Source organism: Bifidobacterium sp. M0399 (genome assembly GCF_016100595.1).
Classification (GTDB): Bacteria; Actinomycetota; Actinomycetes; order Actinomycetales; family Bifidobacteriaceae; genus Bombiscardovia; species Bombiscardovia polysaccharolytica.
The window spans coordinates 352,783-368,064 of record NZ_JACFSD010000002.1; the positions used below are offsets into that span (position 1 = coordinate 352,783).

The 15,282-nt window shown below is 60.7% G+C and carries 14 protein-coding genes; 1 reads left to right on the top strand and 13 read right to left on the bottom strand.

The window, feature by feature from the left end; translation table 11 throughout:
- Positions 1-73: 73 nt before the first annotated feature.
- On the bottom strand, positions 74-1,216 hold the full coding sequence (locus tag H3V09_RS06100) for an inositol-3-phosphate synthase (RefSeq protein ID WP_029678243.1): 1,143 nt from the start codon (positions 1,214-1,216) through the stop codon (positions 74-76).
- 192 nt (positions 1,217-1,408) lie between these two features.
- On the opposite strand from H3V09_RS06100, the gene H3V09_RS06105 reads away from it, so the two are divergent.
- A complete protein-coding gene (locus H3V09_RS06105) occupies positions 1,409-3,631 on the top strand; it encodes a transglycosylase domain-containing protein (RefSeq protein WP_198191263.1) in 2,223 nt (740 codons plus the stop codon).
- A gap of 95 nt (positions 3,632-3,726) precedes the next feature.
- Here the strand turns inward: H3V09_RS06105 and leuA are convergent, their stop codons facing one another.
- From leuA to H3V09_RS06165, 12 genes are all read right to left on the bottom strand, one after another.
- Positions 3,727-5,637: a 2-isopropylmalate synthase gene (gene leuA / locus H3V09_RS06110; RefSeq protein WP_198191262.1), complete on the bottom strand. Its 1,911-nt coding sequence runs from the start codon at positions 5,635-5,637 to the stop codon at positions 3,727-3,729.
- A gap of 223 nt (positions 5,638-5,860) precedes the next feature.
- Positions 5,861-6,481 (bottom strand): DUF5701 family protein, encoded by a 621-nt coding sequence (locus H3V09_RS06115; protein WP_046323454.1) that lies wholly within the window; start codon positions 6,479-6,481, stop codon positions 5,861-5,863.
- 42 nt (positions 6,482-6,523) lie between these two features.
- On the bottom strand, positions 6,524-7,612 hold the full coding sequence (locus H3V09_RS06120; RefSeq protein WP_198191261.1) for an aspartate-semialdehyde dehydrogenase: 1,089 nt from the start codon (positions 7,610-7,612) through the stop codon (positions 6,524-6,526).
- Positions 7,613-7,629: 17 nt separating this feature from the next.
- Positions 7,630-8,193, bottom strand: coding sequence for an ACT domain-containing protein (locus tag H3V09_RS06125; protein ID WP_198191260.1), 564 nt, complete (start codon positions 8,191-8,193; stop codon positions 7,630-7,632).
- Positions 8,190-9,023, bottom strand: coding sequence for an aspartate kinase (locus tag H3V09_RS06130; protein WP_110413526.1), 834 nt, complete (start codon positions 9,021-9,023; stop codon positions 8,190-8,192). Before H3V09_RS06130 ends, H3V09_RS06125 begins: the two co-directional genes overlap by 4 nt.
- A 156-nt stretch (positions 9,024-9,179) precedes the next feature.
- Positions 9,180-9,782: a recombination mediator RecR gene (recR, locus tag H3V09_RS06135; RefSeq protein WP_046323913.1), complete on the bottom strand. Its 603-nt coding sequence runs from the start codon at positions 9,780-9,782 to the stop codon at positions 9,180-9,182.
- Positions 9,782-12,709 (bottom strand): DNA polymerase III subunit gamma/tau, encoded by a 2,928-nt coding sequence (dnaX, locus tag H3V09_RS06140; RefSeq protein ID WP_198191259.1) that lies wholly within the window; start codon positions 12,707-12,709, stop codon positions 9,782-9,784. The genes recR and dnaX overlap by 1 nt, the downstream gene beginning before the upstream one ends.
- A 70-nt stretch (positions 12,710-12,779) precedes the next feature.
- Complete coding sequence (locus tag H3V09_RS06145) at positions 12,780-13,175, bottom strand: Rv3654c family TadE-like protein (RefSeq protein WP_110425887.1); 396 nt, start codon at positions 13,173-13,175, stop codon at positions 12,780-12,782.
- Between the two features lie 3 nt (positions 13,176-13,178).
- A complete protein-coding gene (locus tag H3V09_RS06150) occupies positions 13,179-13,556 on the bottom strand; it encodes a TadE/TadG family type IV pilus assembly protein (RefSeq protein WP_198199042.1) in 378 nt (125 codons plus the stop codon).
- Positions 13,543-13,779 (bottom strand): DUF4244 domain-containing protein, encoded by a 237-nt coding sequence (locus tag H3V09_RS06155; RefSeq protein WP_198191257.1) that lies wholly within the window; start codon positions 13,777-13,779, stop codon positions 13,543-13,545. The genes H3V09_RS06150 and H3V09_RS06155 overlap by 14 nt, the downstream gene beginning before the upstream one ends.
- 330 nt (positions 13,780-14,109) lie before the next feature.
- Positions 14,110-14,652, bottom strand: coding sequence for a pilus assembly protein (locus H3V09_RS06160; RefSeq protein WP_198191256.1), 543 nt, complete (start codon positions 14,650-14,652; stop codon positions 14,110-14,112).
- Complete coding sequence (locus tag H3V09_RS06165) at positions 14,643-15,224, bottom strand: pilus assembly protein (protein ID WP_198199043.1); 582 nt, start codon at positions 15,222-15,224, stop codon at positions 14,643-14,645. The genes H3V09_RS06160 and H3V09_RS06165 overlap by 10 nt, the downstream gene beginning before the upstream one ends.
- Between the last annotated feature and the right edge of the window lie 58 nt (positions 15,225-15,282).

Genomic DNA, 15,282 nt, shown 5'->3' on the forward strand with positions numbered 1-15,282 from the left:
CATCTGCCATTCATACCTCCGGGACACCCTTCGAAGAGGCGCCTCAGAAATCAAACAGGCAGGATCTGCAGGCTCAGGCGTGCCAGACGTCCTTGCCGTTCTCCTTGGCAGCCTTGACATCGGCATCCAGGGCGCTCTCGTCGCCCTCCACCTTGCCGGCGATATAATCCTCGACCAGCTGGCGGGCCTCGTTGTCCTCATGCTGGACAGCAGGGGACTTCATGAAGTAGGAGCTGGGTGCCAGCACCGGGCCGGCCAGGTGGCGGTCCAGGGCAATCTTGGCGGCGCGCAGGGCATCGATGACGATGCCAGCCGAGTTGGGCGAATCCCAGACCTCCAGCTTGTACTCCAGATTCAGAGGCACATCACCGAAGGTGGTGCCTTCCAGACGCACGAAGGCGAACTTGCGGTCATCCAGCCAGGCCACATAGTCGGAAGGACCGATGTGGACGTTGTGGGGGTCCATGTCGTGAGGAACGATGGAGGTGACTGCACGGGTCTTGGAAACCTTCTTGGACTCCAGACGAGTGCGCTGCAGCATGTTCATGAAGTCCATGTTGCCACCCACGTTCAGCTGGTAGGTGCGGTCCAGACGCACGCCGCGATCCTCGAAGAGGCGGGCCATGACCCTGTGGGTAATGGTGGCGCCCACCTGGCTCTTGATGTCGTCACCCACGATGGGCAGGCCGGCATCGCGGAACTTCTGAGCCCACTCGGGGTCGGAGGCGATGAAGACGGGCAGGCAGTTGACGAAGGCGCAACCGGCCTCGATGGCGGCGGTGGCGTAGGCCTTGTCGGCCTGCTCAGAGCCAACGGGCAGGTAGGAGACCAGCACATCGACCTTCTTGTCGCGCAGGACCTGGGCCACATCCACAGGCTCGGCATCCGACTCGGTGATCATCTTCTTGTAGTACTCACCCAGCCCGTCACCAGTCGGCCCGCGCAGGACTTCCACGCCCTTGTTGGGGACATCGCAGAACTTGTAGGTGTTGTTTTGCGAGGCGAAGATGGCCTCGCTCAGGTCCTTGCCGACCTTAAGTGAATCCACATCGAAGGCGGTCACGAACTCCACGTCACGAATGCGGTAGCCACCGAAATTGGCGTGCATGATGCCAGGGATCTTGTCATCATCCTTGGCGTCCTTGTAATACTCGACTCCCTGTACCAGCGAGGAAGCGCAGTTGCCCACGCCCGCTATAGCTACACGGATGCTCATACAAACTCCTCTGATTTACTGAGTTATTCCAACCTAAGCATACCTTCTCCAGGTAGATAGCATGATGGAATGGGCCTCATATGCGCGCCCGCCGACAGTACAGACCTCCAAGGATGGCGCAAACGTACGAAAATGATGAACGTTCAGCCTTAGGTCGAACAGTTTTCAGCCCTGCCGGATAGCGTGGTTGGCATGGCCAATCAGACTCGTTCAGTCAGTTCGACCTCGCCCACCCGCAGGGTCCGGTCCGGGTCACGCGGTGGCAGCAATCGCGCCGACAGACTCACCTCGCGACATGCCGACCGCAATCCCCGGGGCGGCGGACCTCGTCGCAGGCGGCGCCGCAAGTCGCATCGTCTGCTCAAGTGGACCCTGGGTCTGCTGGGACTGGTGCTTGTTGTCGGGGCAGCAGCTTTCGCCTACCTATACCTGACTACTGAGATCATCCCGCCGGAGAAGCAGGCCCTGGCACAAAAGACCACGGTCTACTATGCTGACGGCTCCACCCCTATCGGCACTTACGCCGACCAGAACCGGGAGATCATCGACTGCGCAGTCCTGCCCAAGTATGTAGGAAACGCGGTCGTCTCCTCAGAGAACCGCTCCTTCTATAAGGATAACGGCATCGACCTCAAGGGCATCGGCCGGGCCCTGCTCAACAACGTGACCAAGGGCACCCGGCAGGGCGGATCAACCATCACCCAGCAGTACGCCGAGCGCTACTATCTGGGTGAGACCACCACCTACAAAGGCAAGCTGCGCGAGGCCATCCTCTCTTTGAAGATCTCCAGGACCGAGAGCAAGGAAACAGTCCTGTGCAACTATATGAACACCATCTACTTCGGCCGCGGAGCCTACGGGATCCAGGCCGCCGCGCAGAACTACTTTGGCAAGGACGCCAAGGATCTGACCATGCCCGAGTCGGCCATGCTGGCCGGCATCATCCCCGCCCCGGCCTCCTGGGATCCGGCTATTAACCCCAAGCAGGCCGAGTCGCGCTTCCACCGGGTGCTGGGCATCATGGAGGAGGATCACTACATCAGCCACAAGGACCGGGTCGGCGCCCAGATGCCCCAGACCATCAAGTACTCGCCGCAGAACGTCTATCAGGGGCCCAACGGCTACCTGCTGCGCATGGTCCGCAATGAGCTGTCTACCGGCAAAAAGGCCCCCTTTACCGCGGACGACCTGGATACTGGCGGCTACCGAATCATCACCACCATCCAAAAGGACAAGCAGGATCTGATGTTCCAGGTGGCAAGTCCGTCCACAGGCAACAAGCGTCAGCCACCCACCCTGCAGACCGGTGGGCTCTCGGTCGATCCCAAGACCGGGGCCATCATCTCCCTGTATGCCGGTGACGACTACCTGACCCACCCGCTCAACAACGTGGATCAGGCGACCTACCAGGTGGGTTCGACCATGAAGGCCTACACGCTTCTGGCCGCCATCCAGGATGGAGTCAACCTGAACACAGTCTTCAACGGCAATTCGCCGCGCACCTTCTCCAGCGTGGGCAAGTCCGTCGCCAACGACGGAAACGTCAGCTACGGATACATCAATCTCTATTCGGCCTTCGCCAGATCGGTCAACACGGTCTTCATGGACCTGGGCGAACACGTGACCTCACAAAAAATCGCCCAGGTGGCCCACACTGCTGGCATCACCGGCAAAATCGACGACACGACCACCTTCGACACCCTGGGCCTGGATGCCCTCTCGGTCTATGACGTGACACAGGGGTATGCCACGCTGGCCAATGGCGGCAAGCGGCCCAAGCTGCATCTGGTGGCACAGGTCAAGGATGCCAAGGATCAGGAGCTCTACACGGCCGCGATCCAGTCGGATCAGGTCTTCAATGCCGACCAGGTGGCCCTGCTACAGAAAGCCATGAGCACCACAGTTCAATACGGCACCGCCACCTATGCGCGTTCCCTAGGCAGGCCCATCGCCAGCAAGACAGGCACGGCCAACGACCAGACAGCCATCTCCTTCATCGGATTCACCCCCTCGGTTCTGACCACCTTCGCTGTCTGGAACCAAGGACAGGACGGCAGTGCACTCAAGGTGCCCGAGGTCTATCAGAATGAGTTTTTACCGGTCCCGCTGTTCACCCAGTACATGAAGTCCGCCTTGGGCGACAGCCCAGTTGAGCGCTTCCCTGCGGCCGAAGACCATGGCAAGATCGGCGGCCCGGATGGCAGCTGGGGCACCGGATATAGACGGAGCTACTCCTATACGCCCAGGCGCAGCTACAACTATGAATATGTGCCTCAGCGACGCACCCAACAGCAGACAACTCCTCAGGAGGAGTCAGGAGCCAGCAGTGGTTCGGGTTCAGGCAACGGAGGCGAGGCCGAGAGCAGCAACAGCACAACCACTGAGGGCAACTCCGAGTCAGAGCAATCCCAGTAGTAAACCAGCGTGGACAACCTGGCCCGATCCGAACCAATCAGCTGCGTTCGGATTGGGCCGTGAGGCTGACGAGAGTTGCTGCCTCTCTATGACTTCTAGCCGCGCTGGAAGCGGTTGAGCGCCGAAATAATGGCCTTGAGGGAGCTGGTGGAGATGGACGAATCGATGCCCACGCCCCAAATCACGCGGGACCTGGCCGGTTCGCCCACCTGGCATTCCACGTAGGAAGCCGCCAGAGCATCCGTGCCGGCGGTCATGGCATGCTCGGCGTAATCCAGAACCGAGACGGTCTGATCCAGGGACTTGAGCGCGTCCAGGAAGGCCGCGATTGGACCATTCCCATGTCCCTGAACACGCCGCCTTACCTCAGGATCACCCGGGGCAAGTCCCCGGTCCAACAGGGTGGCATCCAGGACGGTGTCGGATCCGTCCTCGCCGGAGGTGACTGCAACATTCAGCAGCTTGAAGCGTCCCCACTGGCGCAGGGTCTCATCGCGCTGATCGGCCATGGACTCCCCGCCGACCACGCTCCCGCCAGCCTCCACGGGCAGGTACTCGTCCTTGAAGAGCCGCCAGATGTCGGCATCCTTGACCTCGCGCTTGGTCCTGTCGGCATAGCTCTGGACCAGCCGTTCGAACTCCACCTGGAGACGCTTGGGCAGGTCCAGATGATGGTTGGCCTTGAGCAGGTAAGCCATGCCACCCTTGCCCGACTGGGAGTTGACCCGGATGATGGCCTCGTAGTTACCACCCACATCCTTGGGGTCGATGGGCAGATAGGGCACCAGCCAAAGGAAGTCGTCAGGGTTGGCGTTGGCGCGCAGTGCGGCCTGCTGCCGAGCGTCCAGACCCTTCTTGATGGCATCCTGATGGGAGCCGGAGAAGGCCGTAAAGACGAAGTTGCCGACGTAGGGGTGCCGCTCGGAGACGGCGATCTGGTTGCAGTACTCCACCGTCCGACGGATGCCGGGCATGTCGGAGAAGTCCAGCTGGGGATCGATCCCCTGGACCAGCAGGTTCAGCCCCACCGTGCAAATGTCGACGTTGCCGGTGCGCTCACCATTGCCCAGCAGACAACCCTCCACCCGGTCAGCCCCGGCCAGCAGACTGAGCTCGGTGGCAGCTACGGCCATACCCTCGTCGTTGTGGGGGTGCAGGGAGAGCACCACCGCATCCCGGTCCTTGAGGTTGGTGGATATGTACTCCACCTCGTCGGCGAAGACGTTGGGGGTGGTCATCTCCACGGTGTTGGGCAGGTTGATGATCATGGGATGCTCAGGCGTAGGCCGGATCACGTCGATGACCGCATTGCAGACTTCCAGCGAATACTCAGGCTCGGCACCGGAGAAGGACTCAGGCGAGTATTCATAGGAGAGATCAGTACCCCCGGCATCGGCCTCCAGAGAGCGGCAGAGTTCAGCTGCGTCGGTGGCCAGCTTCTTGATCCCGGCCTTGTCCTTATGGAAGACGACCTCCCTCTGCAGAACCGAGACCGAGTTATAGAAATGGACCACGGCCCTCTTGGCTCCACGCAGGGCCTCGTAGGTGCGACGGATCAGATGTTCGCGAGCCTGAGTCAGGACCACGATAGTCACATCGTCGGGAATCAGCTCGCGCTCTATCAGGAGGCGGATGAAGTCGCAATCAGTCTCGGAGGCCGAGGGGAAGCCCACCTCAATCTCCTTGAATCCCATGGATATCAGCAGATTCCAGAATCTCAGCTTGCGCTCGGAATCCATAGGGTCGACCAGGGCCTGGTTGCCGTCGCGAAGATCCACCGAACACCAACGAGGCGCCCGCTTCAGGGTCTTGCCCGGCCAGGTGCGCTGCGGATAGTCGAAAGGCACCTGCTTGTTATAGGCCACATACTTGTTGTAGGGCATGGCACTGGGCTTCTGCGGCGAGCCCACAAACCTGGGGGGAGGCAGCAGCAGGTCGTTGTTCCCTCCATTGGACGCCGCGGCCTGGGCCGCAAGATCAAACACGGATGCACGATCCTGATCCATCTCTCCTCCTTCTTTCGTTCGTCGGAAACCGCAATATCACCCGGCCATGGGTGTTCGGACAGGCCGAAACCATACCGGGGGTGCCATTATTTTACCGGAGGAGAGCTAGGACATGCGGTCCGGGTCCGCATTACGACGCAGAGAAAGACGAGCGCACGAGGTCCGGCATAATCCCAAGGTTGCCGACGATGCAAGCACCGAAAGAATGCGCACTGCAAAAGATTCATTGGAAGAGTGAGACGCCGCGGCGGCCCTCGCAGTAGGCGTTGCCCAGCCAGGTGTGACGCGAGTTGGGCCAGACCGAGCCCAGACGGGGGGCGTTCTGGCTCATCCAGATGCTGGGCACGCGTCCATCGGCGCTGTGAGAACCCAGCAGGTTGAAACCGTTCTTGACCGCCAGCCAGTCGGGATGCTGGGTGGCGATGGCCAGACCCTCCTCCAAGGTCAGAGGGAGACGGTCGTCTGAGTCGATCAGCTTGCGGGCCACGTCCGGCTCGCGGTTGGTGTAGCAGGTCCCGGTGTGCGGTTCCAGGACGATGTAAAAGGGCCCCTCGGGGGGCTCGAACCCGTTCTGCGGTAGGAAGCTGGCAATGTCGCGCGGAGGCATAGTGGTAAAGCCAGCCATGCGATTGATGCTGGTCCGGGCGATCAGCGACTCGGGCGAGACCAGCTCCCTGGTAGGGATGAGCAGGATCTGCTCGCCCAGCTCAGTGGACTCCAGTGCAGAGATCAGGGGCTGGGCCAAGGCTCTGAAAGCGGCGGCGCTGATGTCCGCCACATCCGGATAACCCAAGGCCACGATCCGATCCAGTTGCCGCTTCACTTCTTGGGAAGATCTGGTCATGGCCTCCAGTCTAATCGGTGCCCCGCAGGCGGACCGATCATCTCAAATCCTGTCAGCAAAGTGCTTCCGGGCGATCAGCTCGGCGATCTGCACGGCGTTGAGGGCGGCTCCCTTGCGCAGGTTGTCATTGGCCACGAACATGGACAGTCCCCTCTTGCCTTCCACGGCCTGGTCCTGGCGGATGCGGCCCACGAAGCTGGGGTCCTTGCCTGCTGCGTCCAGAGGAGTGGGTATTTCCGCCAGACTTACTCCGGGGGCCTTGGACAGCAGGTCGCGGGCCTGATCAGGAGTGACATCGTGATCAAACTCAGCATTGATGCTCATGCCGTGGGCAGTGAAGACTCCTACCCGCACGCAGGTGCAGGAGGCGGCCAGATTAGGCAGGTGGAGAATCTTGCGACTCTCATTGCGCAGCTTCTGCTCCTCGTCGGTTTCCCCGCTGCCGTCATCGACCAAGTCGCCTATAAAAGGAACGGCGTTGAAGGCTATAGTGCGCACCACCTTGGTGGGCGGGGGAAACTCAATGGCCGATCCGTCGAAGACCAGACGATCAGCACCCTGCTCCACGGCTGTTTTGGCCTCGTCGCGCAGCTGGAGGACACCGGCACGACCAGCCCCCGACACAGCCTGGTAGGAGGAGACGATCAGGCGGCGCAGACCGTATGTCTTGGCCAAGGGACTCAGCACGGGCATGCAGGCCATGGTGGTGCAATTGGGATTGGCCACGATCCTCCGGGGGATAAGATCCAGATCCTCGGGGTTGACCTCAGACACCACCAGGGGGACCTCAGGATCCATCCGCCAATGGGAGGAGTTATCGACCACGTAGGCTCCGGCCTCGGCGAAACGAGGAGCCCAGGTTCCCGAGGTCGAACCGCCGGCGGAGAAGATGGCCAAATCGATCCCGTTCAGATCGGCCTGCTCCACATCCTCGACCGTGATAGTCCTGTCACGCCAGCGCAACTGTTCGCCGGCAGACCGGGATGAGGCCATGAAGCGCAGGTCAGCTACAGGGAAGTCCCGTTCGTCCAGCATGCGGCGCATGACCATGCCTACCTGGCCGGTGGCGCCCAGAACGGCTACATTGATGCCACGGCGACCATTGTTCGCCAAATCAGCCTTATCAGTCATTGCTCTTTCCTCTCCGCTCAGCGACCTGTGCCGCCATAAACGACCGCCTCGACCTGTTCGGCATCCAAATGGAAGGCCGTATGTATGGCCCGTACCGCCTCGTCCAAGTTCTGAATGGGCACCAGGGCGGAGATACGAATCTCGGAGGTCGAAATCATGAGCACGTTGATATGCCGGTCGCTCAAGGCCCGGAAGAAGGTGGCGGTAATGCCCGAGTGGGTCTTCATGCCGACCCCTACCAGGGTCACCTTGCCCACCTCAGGGTTGATGTCGACCGAGTGGAACCCCAGTTGCTCACGGGAGTCATCCAGCATGGGAACCACCTGATCAGCCTGAGCAGACGGCAACGTGAAAGAGATGTCCACGGTTCCGGTGGCCGCCCCAGCCTGGACGATCATATCTATGTTGATGCCGCCCTCGGCAAGGATAGTGAAGAGCTGTGCGGCTACGCCGGGTCGATCCGGCACGGCCCGCAGGCTGACCTGGGTCTCGCTGCGGTCGTGGGCAACCCCTGAGATGATGGGTGACTCGGGGCCGTTCAGGTCCGGGAACAAGTCGCCCATGGATTCGCCGTTGGTCATGACCTTCCTTCCGTCATATCCCGTTGCCTGTCGGTGTGTGCAGCGGGGCGGTCCGGCAACTGGCCGGTCTCCAGATTGGGAATCTTGTCGACATCGACATCGTCGGGCATGATCAGCGTGCCAGGACGATGGGAAAAGGAACTGCGCACATGAATGGGCATGCGGAAGCGCTGGGCATACTCCACGCAGCGCAGTGCCAGCACCTTAGATCCGCCGGCCGCCATCTCCAGCATCTCCTCGTATGAGATGCGGGCAATTCTTCGGGCGGTGGGCACAATGCGCGGGTCGGCAGTAAAAACGCCATCCACGTCAGTATAAATCTCGCAGACATCCGCATTGAGCGCCACAGCCAGGGCCACAGCCGAGGTGTCCGAGCCGCCGCGGCCCAAGGTGGTGGCATCGCCGTCAGAATTGACCCCCTGGAAGCCTGCCACAATTCCCACTTCGCCCCGGTCCAGGGCCTTCATGACTCGCTGGGGTCGAACATGGCGGATGTGGGCTGCCCCGTAGCGTGCATCAGTCATAAATCCCGCCTGCGAACCGGTGAAGGAATGGGCATGCTCGCCTTGTGCATGGATACTCATGGCCAGCAGGCTCATGGAGATGCGCTCCCCCGCAGTCATGAGCATGTCCATCTCGCGGGCCGGAGGATTGGAGTCCACATCCATGGCCTGATCGATCAGATCGTCAGTGGTGTCACCCATGGCGGAAACCACCACTGCGATGTCATTGCCAGCGCGCTTGGTATCAATGATGCGCTTGGCCACACGCTTGATGGAGTCCGAGTCTGCCACCGAGGACCCGCCATATTTCTGAACGATAAGTGCCACTGCTGTTCCATCCCGCGACGGTTAAGCCACTAGACCATCATCTGCAACATGTTGATTACATGGATTATACGAACGACACCGTTTTATCAGACCCCCTCCACCAATATGCGAAACAATGACAGCAGCCGGGAAACCGTGAATCAGTGACTACGTGCCTTACAGATCCCGACGGCCGGAAATCGCCCGGCCGAGGGTGATCTCGTCAGCATATTCCAGATCACTACCGACAGGCAGACCGCTGGCCAGCCTGGTGACCCGAAGATCCAGAGGACCCAGCAGCCGTCCCAGGTAGGTGGTGGTTGCCTCGCCTTCAATGTTGGGATCAAGGGCCAGCATGACCTCCTTGACCTGATCCGTGCCCAACCGCTTCAAGAGCTCGGGAATGCGCAGATCACCAGGCCCGACGTTGGACATGGGGTCGATGGCCCCACCCAACACATGATATAAACCCCGGTATTCTCCGGTACGCTCGATGCTCATGACATCCTTGGGCTCTTCGACTACGCAGATGATGCTACGGTCACGACGCGGATCCTGGCAGATGGGACATGGACTGGTCTCGCAAACATTGCCACAGATCTCGCAAAACCGAACCTTCTCCTTGGCGGTAACAATGGCATCAGCCAGGTCCTGAGCACTGCGCCGATCGGCTCCCAGAATATAGAAGGCGATGCGCTGCGCCCCCTTGGGGCCAATGCCCGGCAGCTGGGCAAAAGCATCAATCAGCTCTTGAATGGCTCCATCATAGGTAGCAGCCATCATTCACCTCCCTGTCGCTGCGCCTGTTCCTGCCGGCGCTTTTGGACGTTGATCGGATTCTGGGGGTCGTCAGCAGCAAAATCCTCCACCTTAGTCACGTCAAACATTTTGGTCAGTTCATCCTGGTTCATGGCATTATCCACCCCGAGCCGGGCATCGTCCATGGAATAGACATCGTCCTCGGGGTCCACGGAAGGCCCCGAATCCTGGGAGGCGGCTACAGCGGATGAAGCATCCTGACCGAGACCACTGGATGCCGAGCTAGCGAAGCCTGCTGGCATCCTCCTGTCCTCAGATCCGGATGCCTTTGCCATTGCTCGGGAACCATCCGAGCCGCCTGCGGTACCCGAACCGCGATCGTCGCTCTGTATATCCGGCGAGGTTGGGATGCCAGTCGCCATGGTCCCTTCGTCAGCAATCGATCCGGTCCCCAATGTCGGAGCCGTGGTTGCACCCGAGGCGCTTCCCTGACCCGACGAATCAACCGATTTCGAAACTCCAGGCCCCTGGTCCGAAGCTTCATGGCTTTGACTGTTGGAGGACTCCGTAGAAACTGCAGCGGTGATTCCGGAATCGGGCAGGGCCCAAGGATCCGTGTCATCGCTCATGTCCGGCAAAGCAACTTTTTTGGACTCGTGGTCTTTCTGAATAGTGGTCCCGTCGCTGCCATCACCAGGCTGCCGGGTCTTTTGCGGCGCATGAGTCGCTGGAATGGGGTGAGCCCAGGGATCGTCGTCCGGCAACACCGTTGAAGCGGTTGAGCCGAAGCCTGCAGTCGGCAACGGTTCCGGAGACGACTGGACCGGGCCGCCGACCGGGTGGTGAGCGTCGTCGGAGTTTCCGTCGCCTGCAGCTTCTCCAGAGGTGGACCTTCCGTCCGACGTCGATGCTCCGGTCTCACCCTGGTGACTCGCCGAGGCCGTCATCTCCCTAGGGGCATGCCCTTGCTCCGTGGCCGCATGAGGCATGACCGCCGCTCCAAGGTTCATGGTGGCCAAGCCAGCCCGAGCCAGAGCCACCTCCTTCTTTACCTCTGCCCGACGCTGGGGGGACATCTTGTTGACGGACTCTACCGTCTCGCCGTTAGCAGCCGTACCTGATGGGGCGATCATAGTGTCCTTTCCGAACTCCTGGCGAGCGCGGACCATGACAATACGTGGAACTTTGGTCTCCCCGTCAACCGACTGCGCAGCCACGGCCATGGCGAAGGCATGCTGGCTGAGTGGACGGTCGAAGGTCATAGACAGTCGTTTGCGGCCGGAGGGGTCTGCTTTCATGGCCACGGTAGGCACCCGGTCCCGCACCACATATTGGCGGACCTCCTCCGGCAGGGCAGCCACCAGGGCATCCCAGCGCTTATCCAGCTCTGTGCCGGTTGGAATCTCTGTTCCCTGTCCTCGCGTAGCCTCCGGTTGTACAGACTGCGGCGGTTCCGTAGACCGGGCAGGCCCGGAAGAATTGGTTGATTCGGCCTGCCCAGTTGGCGAGGAAGGGGCTTGCTTGCGCTCGGGTTGGGCAGGGCCTGAGCCGGAATGGGTGGGCAGTCCTTCACCCTCTTGCCGTCCGCCAGCAAAGGAATCGGAATGAGAACCTGCCATGCTCTGCGGCCCGGCAAAGGAGACGGGCGCTGCTGCAGACGATGATCCTGCTCTGCTAGGTTGTTCAGAGCGATCAGCCTCGTCAGCGCGCCCAGGCTGGGATGCTCTGGACGGCCGACCGTTCTGCTGTGATCTGTCAGCGCCGATGAACCCGCTACGGGCGGGCACCGAGGCCACACCACCGGCGGAAGTTGTCCCTTGGGCCGGTGCCTGTTCCATAGGCTCGCAACCAATTGCCAGCAGCCTGGCAGCCAGCAGCTCCAAGCGCATCCTGGGCGAGGTGGCTCCGTTCATTCCCGCCAGTGCATCATTGATGATGTCAGCCACTCTGGTCAGGACCTGCAGATCCAGAGCATTAGCCTGCCGATGTAGATCGGCCACCTGGTCGTCGTCGGCGTCCTCGCTCAGCACGCTCTCAGCACGCTCTCCCGCCAGTTTGAGAACCAGCAGGTCGCGGACATGGGCTAGCAGATCCTCAACGAAGCGCTGAGGCTCGAACCCACCGACGACCACCTTTTGAATGACCCCGTAGAGGCCAGCCCCATCGTGGGCGATCAACGCATCCACAGCTTCGCTGATGAGTGCGGCAGGAGTGAACCCCAGCAGCGCTACAGCCGCATCATAGGTAATGGTGTGCTCGTCAGCGCCTACCATGAGCTGGTCCAGTACGGAAAGAGTGTCACGCACCGATCCGCCTCCAGCCCGCATGGCCAGCTTGAGCACACCAGGCTCGGCCTTGATGTTCTCCTTTCCGCAAATGCCCTCCAAGTAAGGCCCCATGACTTCCTGGGGCACCAGACGGAAGGGGTAATGGTGGGTGCGGGAACGGATGGTGCCGATCACCTTCTCCGGCTCTGTGGTGGCGAAGATGAACATGACATGTTCCGGCGGCTCCTCGACGATCTTCAGCAGGGCATTGAATCCTTGCTGGGTGACCATATGAGCCTCGTCCAAAATGAAGATCTTGTAGCGGTCACGCACAGGAGCGAAACCTGCCCGCTCCCTAAGCTCCCTAGCATCGTCGACCCCATTGTGGCTGGCGGCGTCAATCTCCACCACATCGATGGAACCGGGGCCTCCTGTGGCCAGATCCCTGCAGCTGTCGCATTCGCCACAGGGATGGCTGGTCGGCCCCTTGGCGCAGTTGACGCAGCGGGCGAAAATCCTGGCACTGCTGGTTTTCCCGCATCCCCTGGGACCGGAGAAGAGGTAGGCGTGGGTCAGCCGGTTCTCATCCAGAGCTCGGGTGAGAGGGACCGTGACCTGCTTCTGACCGATTATGCCGTCAAAAGTGTCAGGCCGATACCGCCGATAGAGTGCTAGTGCCATGGTTCAAGGCTATCCATTTCTTTAGACACGCTCGCTTACCTTCCTAAGGCTTTCGCCCCGCTTCCTTCCCTCATCCACAGGGCTCGGGGCCTGCCCGGGCAGACTGGACCAAACGGGGCATCATCGGGACTCCGGTGTCTACGCCTACCGAGACCCTCACATCACCTCCATCCACCTGACAATCCGTCAGGACGCCACGGTTGAGACGGGCGACCCGGGAGGCCAGATTACATGGCTGAGCCTGTCCTTCGTCCAGGGCAGAAGCTGCAGCAAGAGCCGAAACATCGGCACCGGTACGTGCACGCGTCCGGCAGATCATGAGATTGCCCAGAAGCGCCGCCAGAACCAGACCCAGGCCGACCAGAGTCATCAGCATGATGCCCAGAACCGTACCGGAACCCGGATCCGAACCCCTTATCCATGAACCGGAACGCTTCAGGCGCGTCTTTCTGGCATGTCCGGGCATGGCTCATTCCTCCCAGATGGCCACGGCAGTGCCATGGACCTGTGCAGGCAGCACGCCCATTGGGCCGGCAACCACTGGGCATGACACCCTGACTGCCGTCTGTCTGGCTGATGGGCTCAGCCTCACCTGGGCATGCGGCCCAGCCATCCGGTGCACCAGCTCTTGGGAATCGCTCTTGCCGCGAGTGACGATCAGGTCTCTGGCAGCCGCGTTGGCCGCCTCCTGACAGACCATGCCAATCCTGATCGTCTGGGTCAGCGTTAGCAGTATGAGAGCCAGGACCATGACAGCAGGAAGAATGATGGCGAACTCGGCTGTTACCGTGCCATTATCGGATCGCCACCCTCGTCTCCGTCCATACCGTCTTTCAGCCGACGGCACTGAGCGCCTTCTTCACCAGCCCCATCAACAAAGTGCGTGTGGAAGGGGATTTGACAATTGCCAGCAATACACCGGCCAGCGTGGCGGCCGCCACCATGATCACGGCGTATTCAGCAGTGATGGCCCCGGATTCAGGCCTAGCCAGAACCACGCTCAGCCGCGCTTGCAGGGCACGCACTCCAGAATCCATAGCCTGGCTGATGCGAACATACAAAGCCGTCATGAACCTGCTGGAACGTTGCCTTATTCTTTGCAACCATTGTGATCCGGCACCTGCATCAGACCATGTCGTAGCCGACACCAATTGGCCTCCTGCCTGCCTTGTCTGCAGATGGAAGACCGTTGCAACCTCTTGTGGATATGTCATCGTTCTCACCTTTGTCTTTCCTTGTCTTCCCCACCCCGGCGAATAGCCATTCCTCAAAGAATCGGCATCCGATATCTTTCACTGTGCCCGTTCCAGCACGTCTCTGTCGCCTTGTCAGATACATGTGGACGAGTGGACCTGCATCGGCAACCTGTGGACAACTGTGCCCGTGAGAACTCCACACCCTCAGGACATCCCACCCGCAAAGGCCGCGATGCAAGGGATGACTCCGATCAACACGAAGGCCGGCAGAATACACAGCCCGGTCGGCACCAGCAGCCTGACCGTGATCGTCGCCGTGGTCTGGGCCAGCGCGCTACGGGCATGGTGATCCAGCTGACGGATGGTTGTCTCGATACGCGTCAGAGGCGATGATCCCAAACGCCAGGACGGCTCCAAACAGTCAGCCAGGACCTGCATGGACTGCCCGTAATCAGAATCGCCGATCGCCCCCGACCAGGACAGATCCCATCCGTTACCGCGTTCGAGCAGGTGAGCCACTTGAACCATCCGAAGCCCGTAAGGGCCTGGCAACAGCCCGCCAATAACCCCCAGAGCTCTGGGCAGAGAAGCCCCCTGACGAACAGCGACCCCCAGCAAGGCTAATACCAGGCTCAAAGGCGGAGTTGATACCTGCTCATCGGCTAATCGCTCACTAAAGCCGTCGAATTCCATGAGGAGAAGGGCCAGTATGGTCGACAGAGCGGCAATCAGCGGTTTCAAATCCATAGATCCTCCCTGCCCAGATCCTTCATCAGCTGATGTATCCAAACCAGACCAACAACATAGAAGGCCGCTCCAAGAATCAGACATATGGTTCCCGGGCCCGGGCGACATAGGAAGGTCAACGGTCGCGCACCCATGAACTCTCCCATGATGATTGTCAACACCGGCAAGATCGACAGGAGGCGGATCGTGGCCCTGGGCACAGCAAAGGCTTTTTCCCGGGCCTCATCCAGCGCCGCCCGCCGCCTCTGCATAACCGCCACGGTCCGCAGCCCATCAGAAGCCCGGCAACCCATGATGGCGCTGAGCCCATAACAGGCCATCAGAGCCTGGGCCATAATTGTCAGAGTCGGCCCCCGTTCCTGAGGCAGGCATCGGTTCTCCAACATGGCCATGACACGTTCCCGCGTGACCTCTTGGGTGGCGAACCGCCGCCCGGATGCCTCCTCGAAAGCCTCTATCAGACCGCCTCCATTGTCGACAAAGGCAAGCAGGGAAGTGATCAGCACCGCCAGGCCGGGCCGATCCGACTGTGCAGAGGGCTTGACTGACATGGCCTTGAGCCTTGCGGCCACGTCGCCTCTATGCGGAAGCAGGGCCAAACAGGCAACAGACGTTATCATCGCAGCCAAC

Coding starts and splice junctions, on each gene's coding strand:
- H3V09_RS06125 (WP_198191260.1), bottom strand. CDS start 8,193: ATGACCAACGGCGAATCCATGGGCGACTTGTTCCCGGACCTGAACGGC.
- H3V09_RS06145 (WP_110425887.1), bottom strand. CDS start 13,175: ATGCCCGGACATGCCAGAAAGACGCGCCTGAAGCGTTCCGGTTCATGG.
- leuA (WP_198191262.1), bottom strand. CDS start 5,637: ATGGATCAGGATCGTGCATCCGTGTTTGATCTTGCGGCCCAGGCCGCG.
- recR (WP_046323913.1), bottom strand. CDS start 9,782: ATGGCTGCTACCTATGATGGAGCCATTCAAGAGCTGATTGATGCTTTT.
- H3V09_RS06115 (WP_046323454.1), bottom strand. CDS start 6,481: ATGACCAGATCTTCCCAAGAAGTGAAGCGGCAACTGGATCGGATCGTG.
- dnaX (WP_198191259.1), bottom strand. CDS start 12,709: ATGGCACTAGCACTCTATCGGCGGTATCGGCCTGACACTTTTGACGGC.
- H3V09_RS06155 (WP_198191257.1), bottom strand. CDS start 13,779: ATGACGGCTTTGTATGTTCGCATCAGCCAGGCTATGGATTCTGGAGTG.
- H3V09_RS06160 (WP_198191256.1), bottom strand. CDS start 14,652: ATGGATTTGAAACCGCTGATTGCCGCTCTGTCGACCATACTGGCCCTT.
- H3V09_RS06120 (WP_198191261.1), bottom strand. CDS start 7,612: ATGACTGATAAGGCTGATTTGGCGAACAATGGTCGCCGTGGCATCAAT.
- H3V09_RS06100 (WP_029678243.1), bottom strand. CDS start 1,216: ATGAGCATCCGTGTAGCTATAGCGGGCGTGGGCAACTGCGCTTCCTCG.
- H3V09_RS06105 (WP_198191263.1), top strand. CDS start 1,409: ATGGCCAATCAGACTCGTTCAGTCAGTTCGACCTCGCCCACCCGCAGG.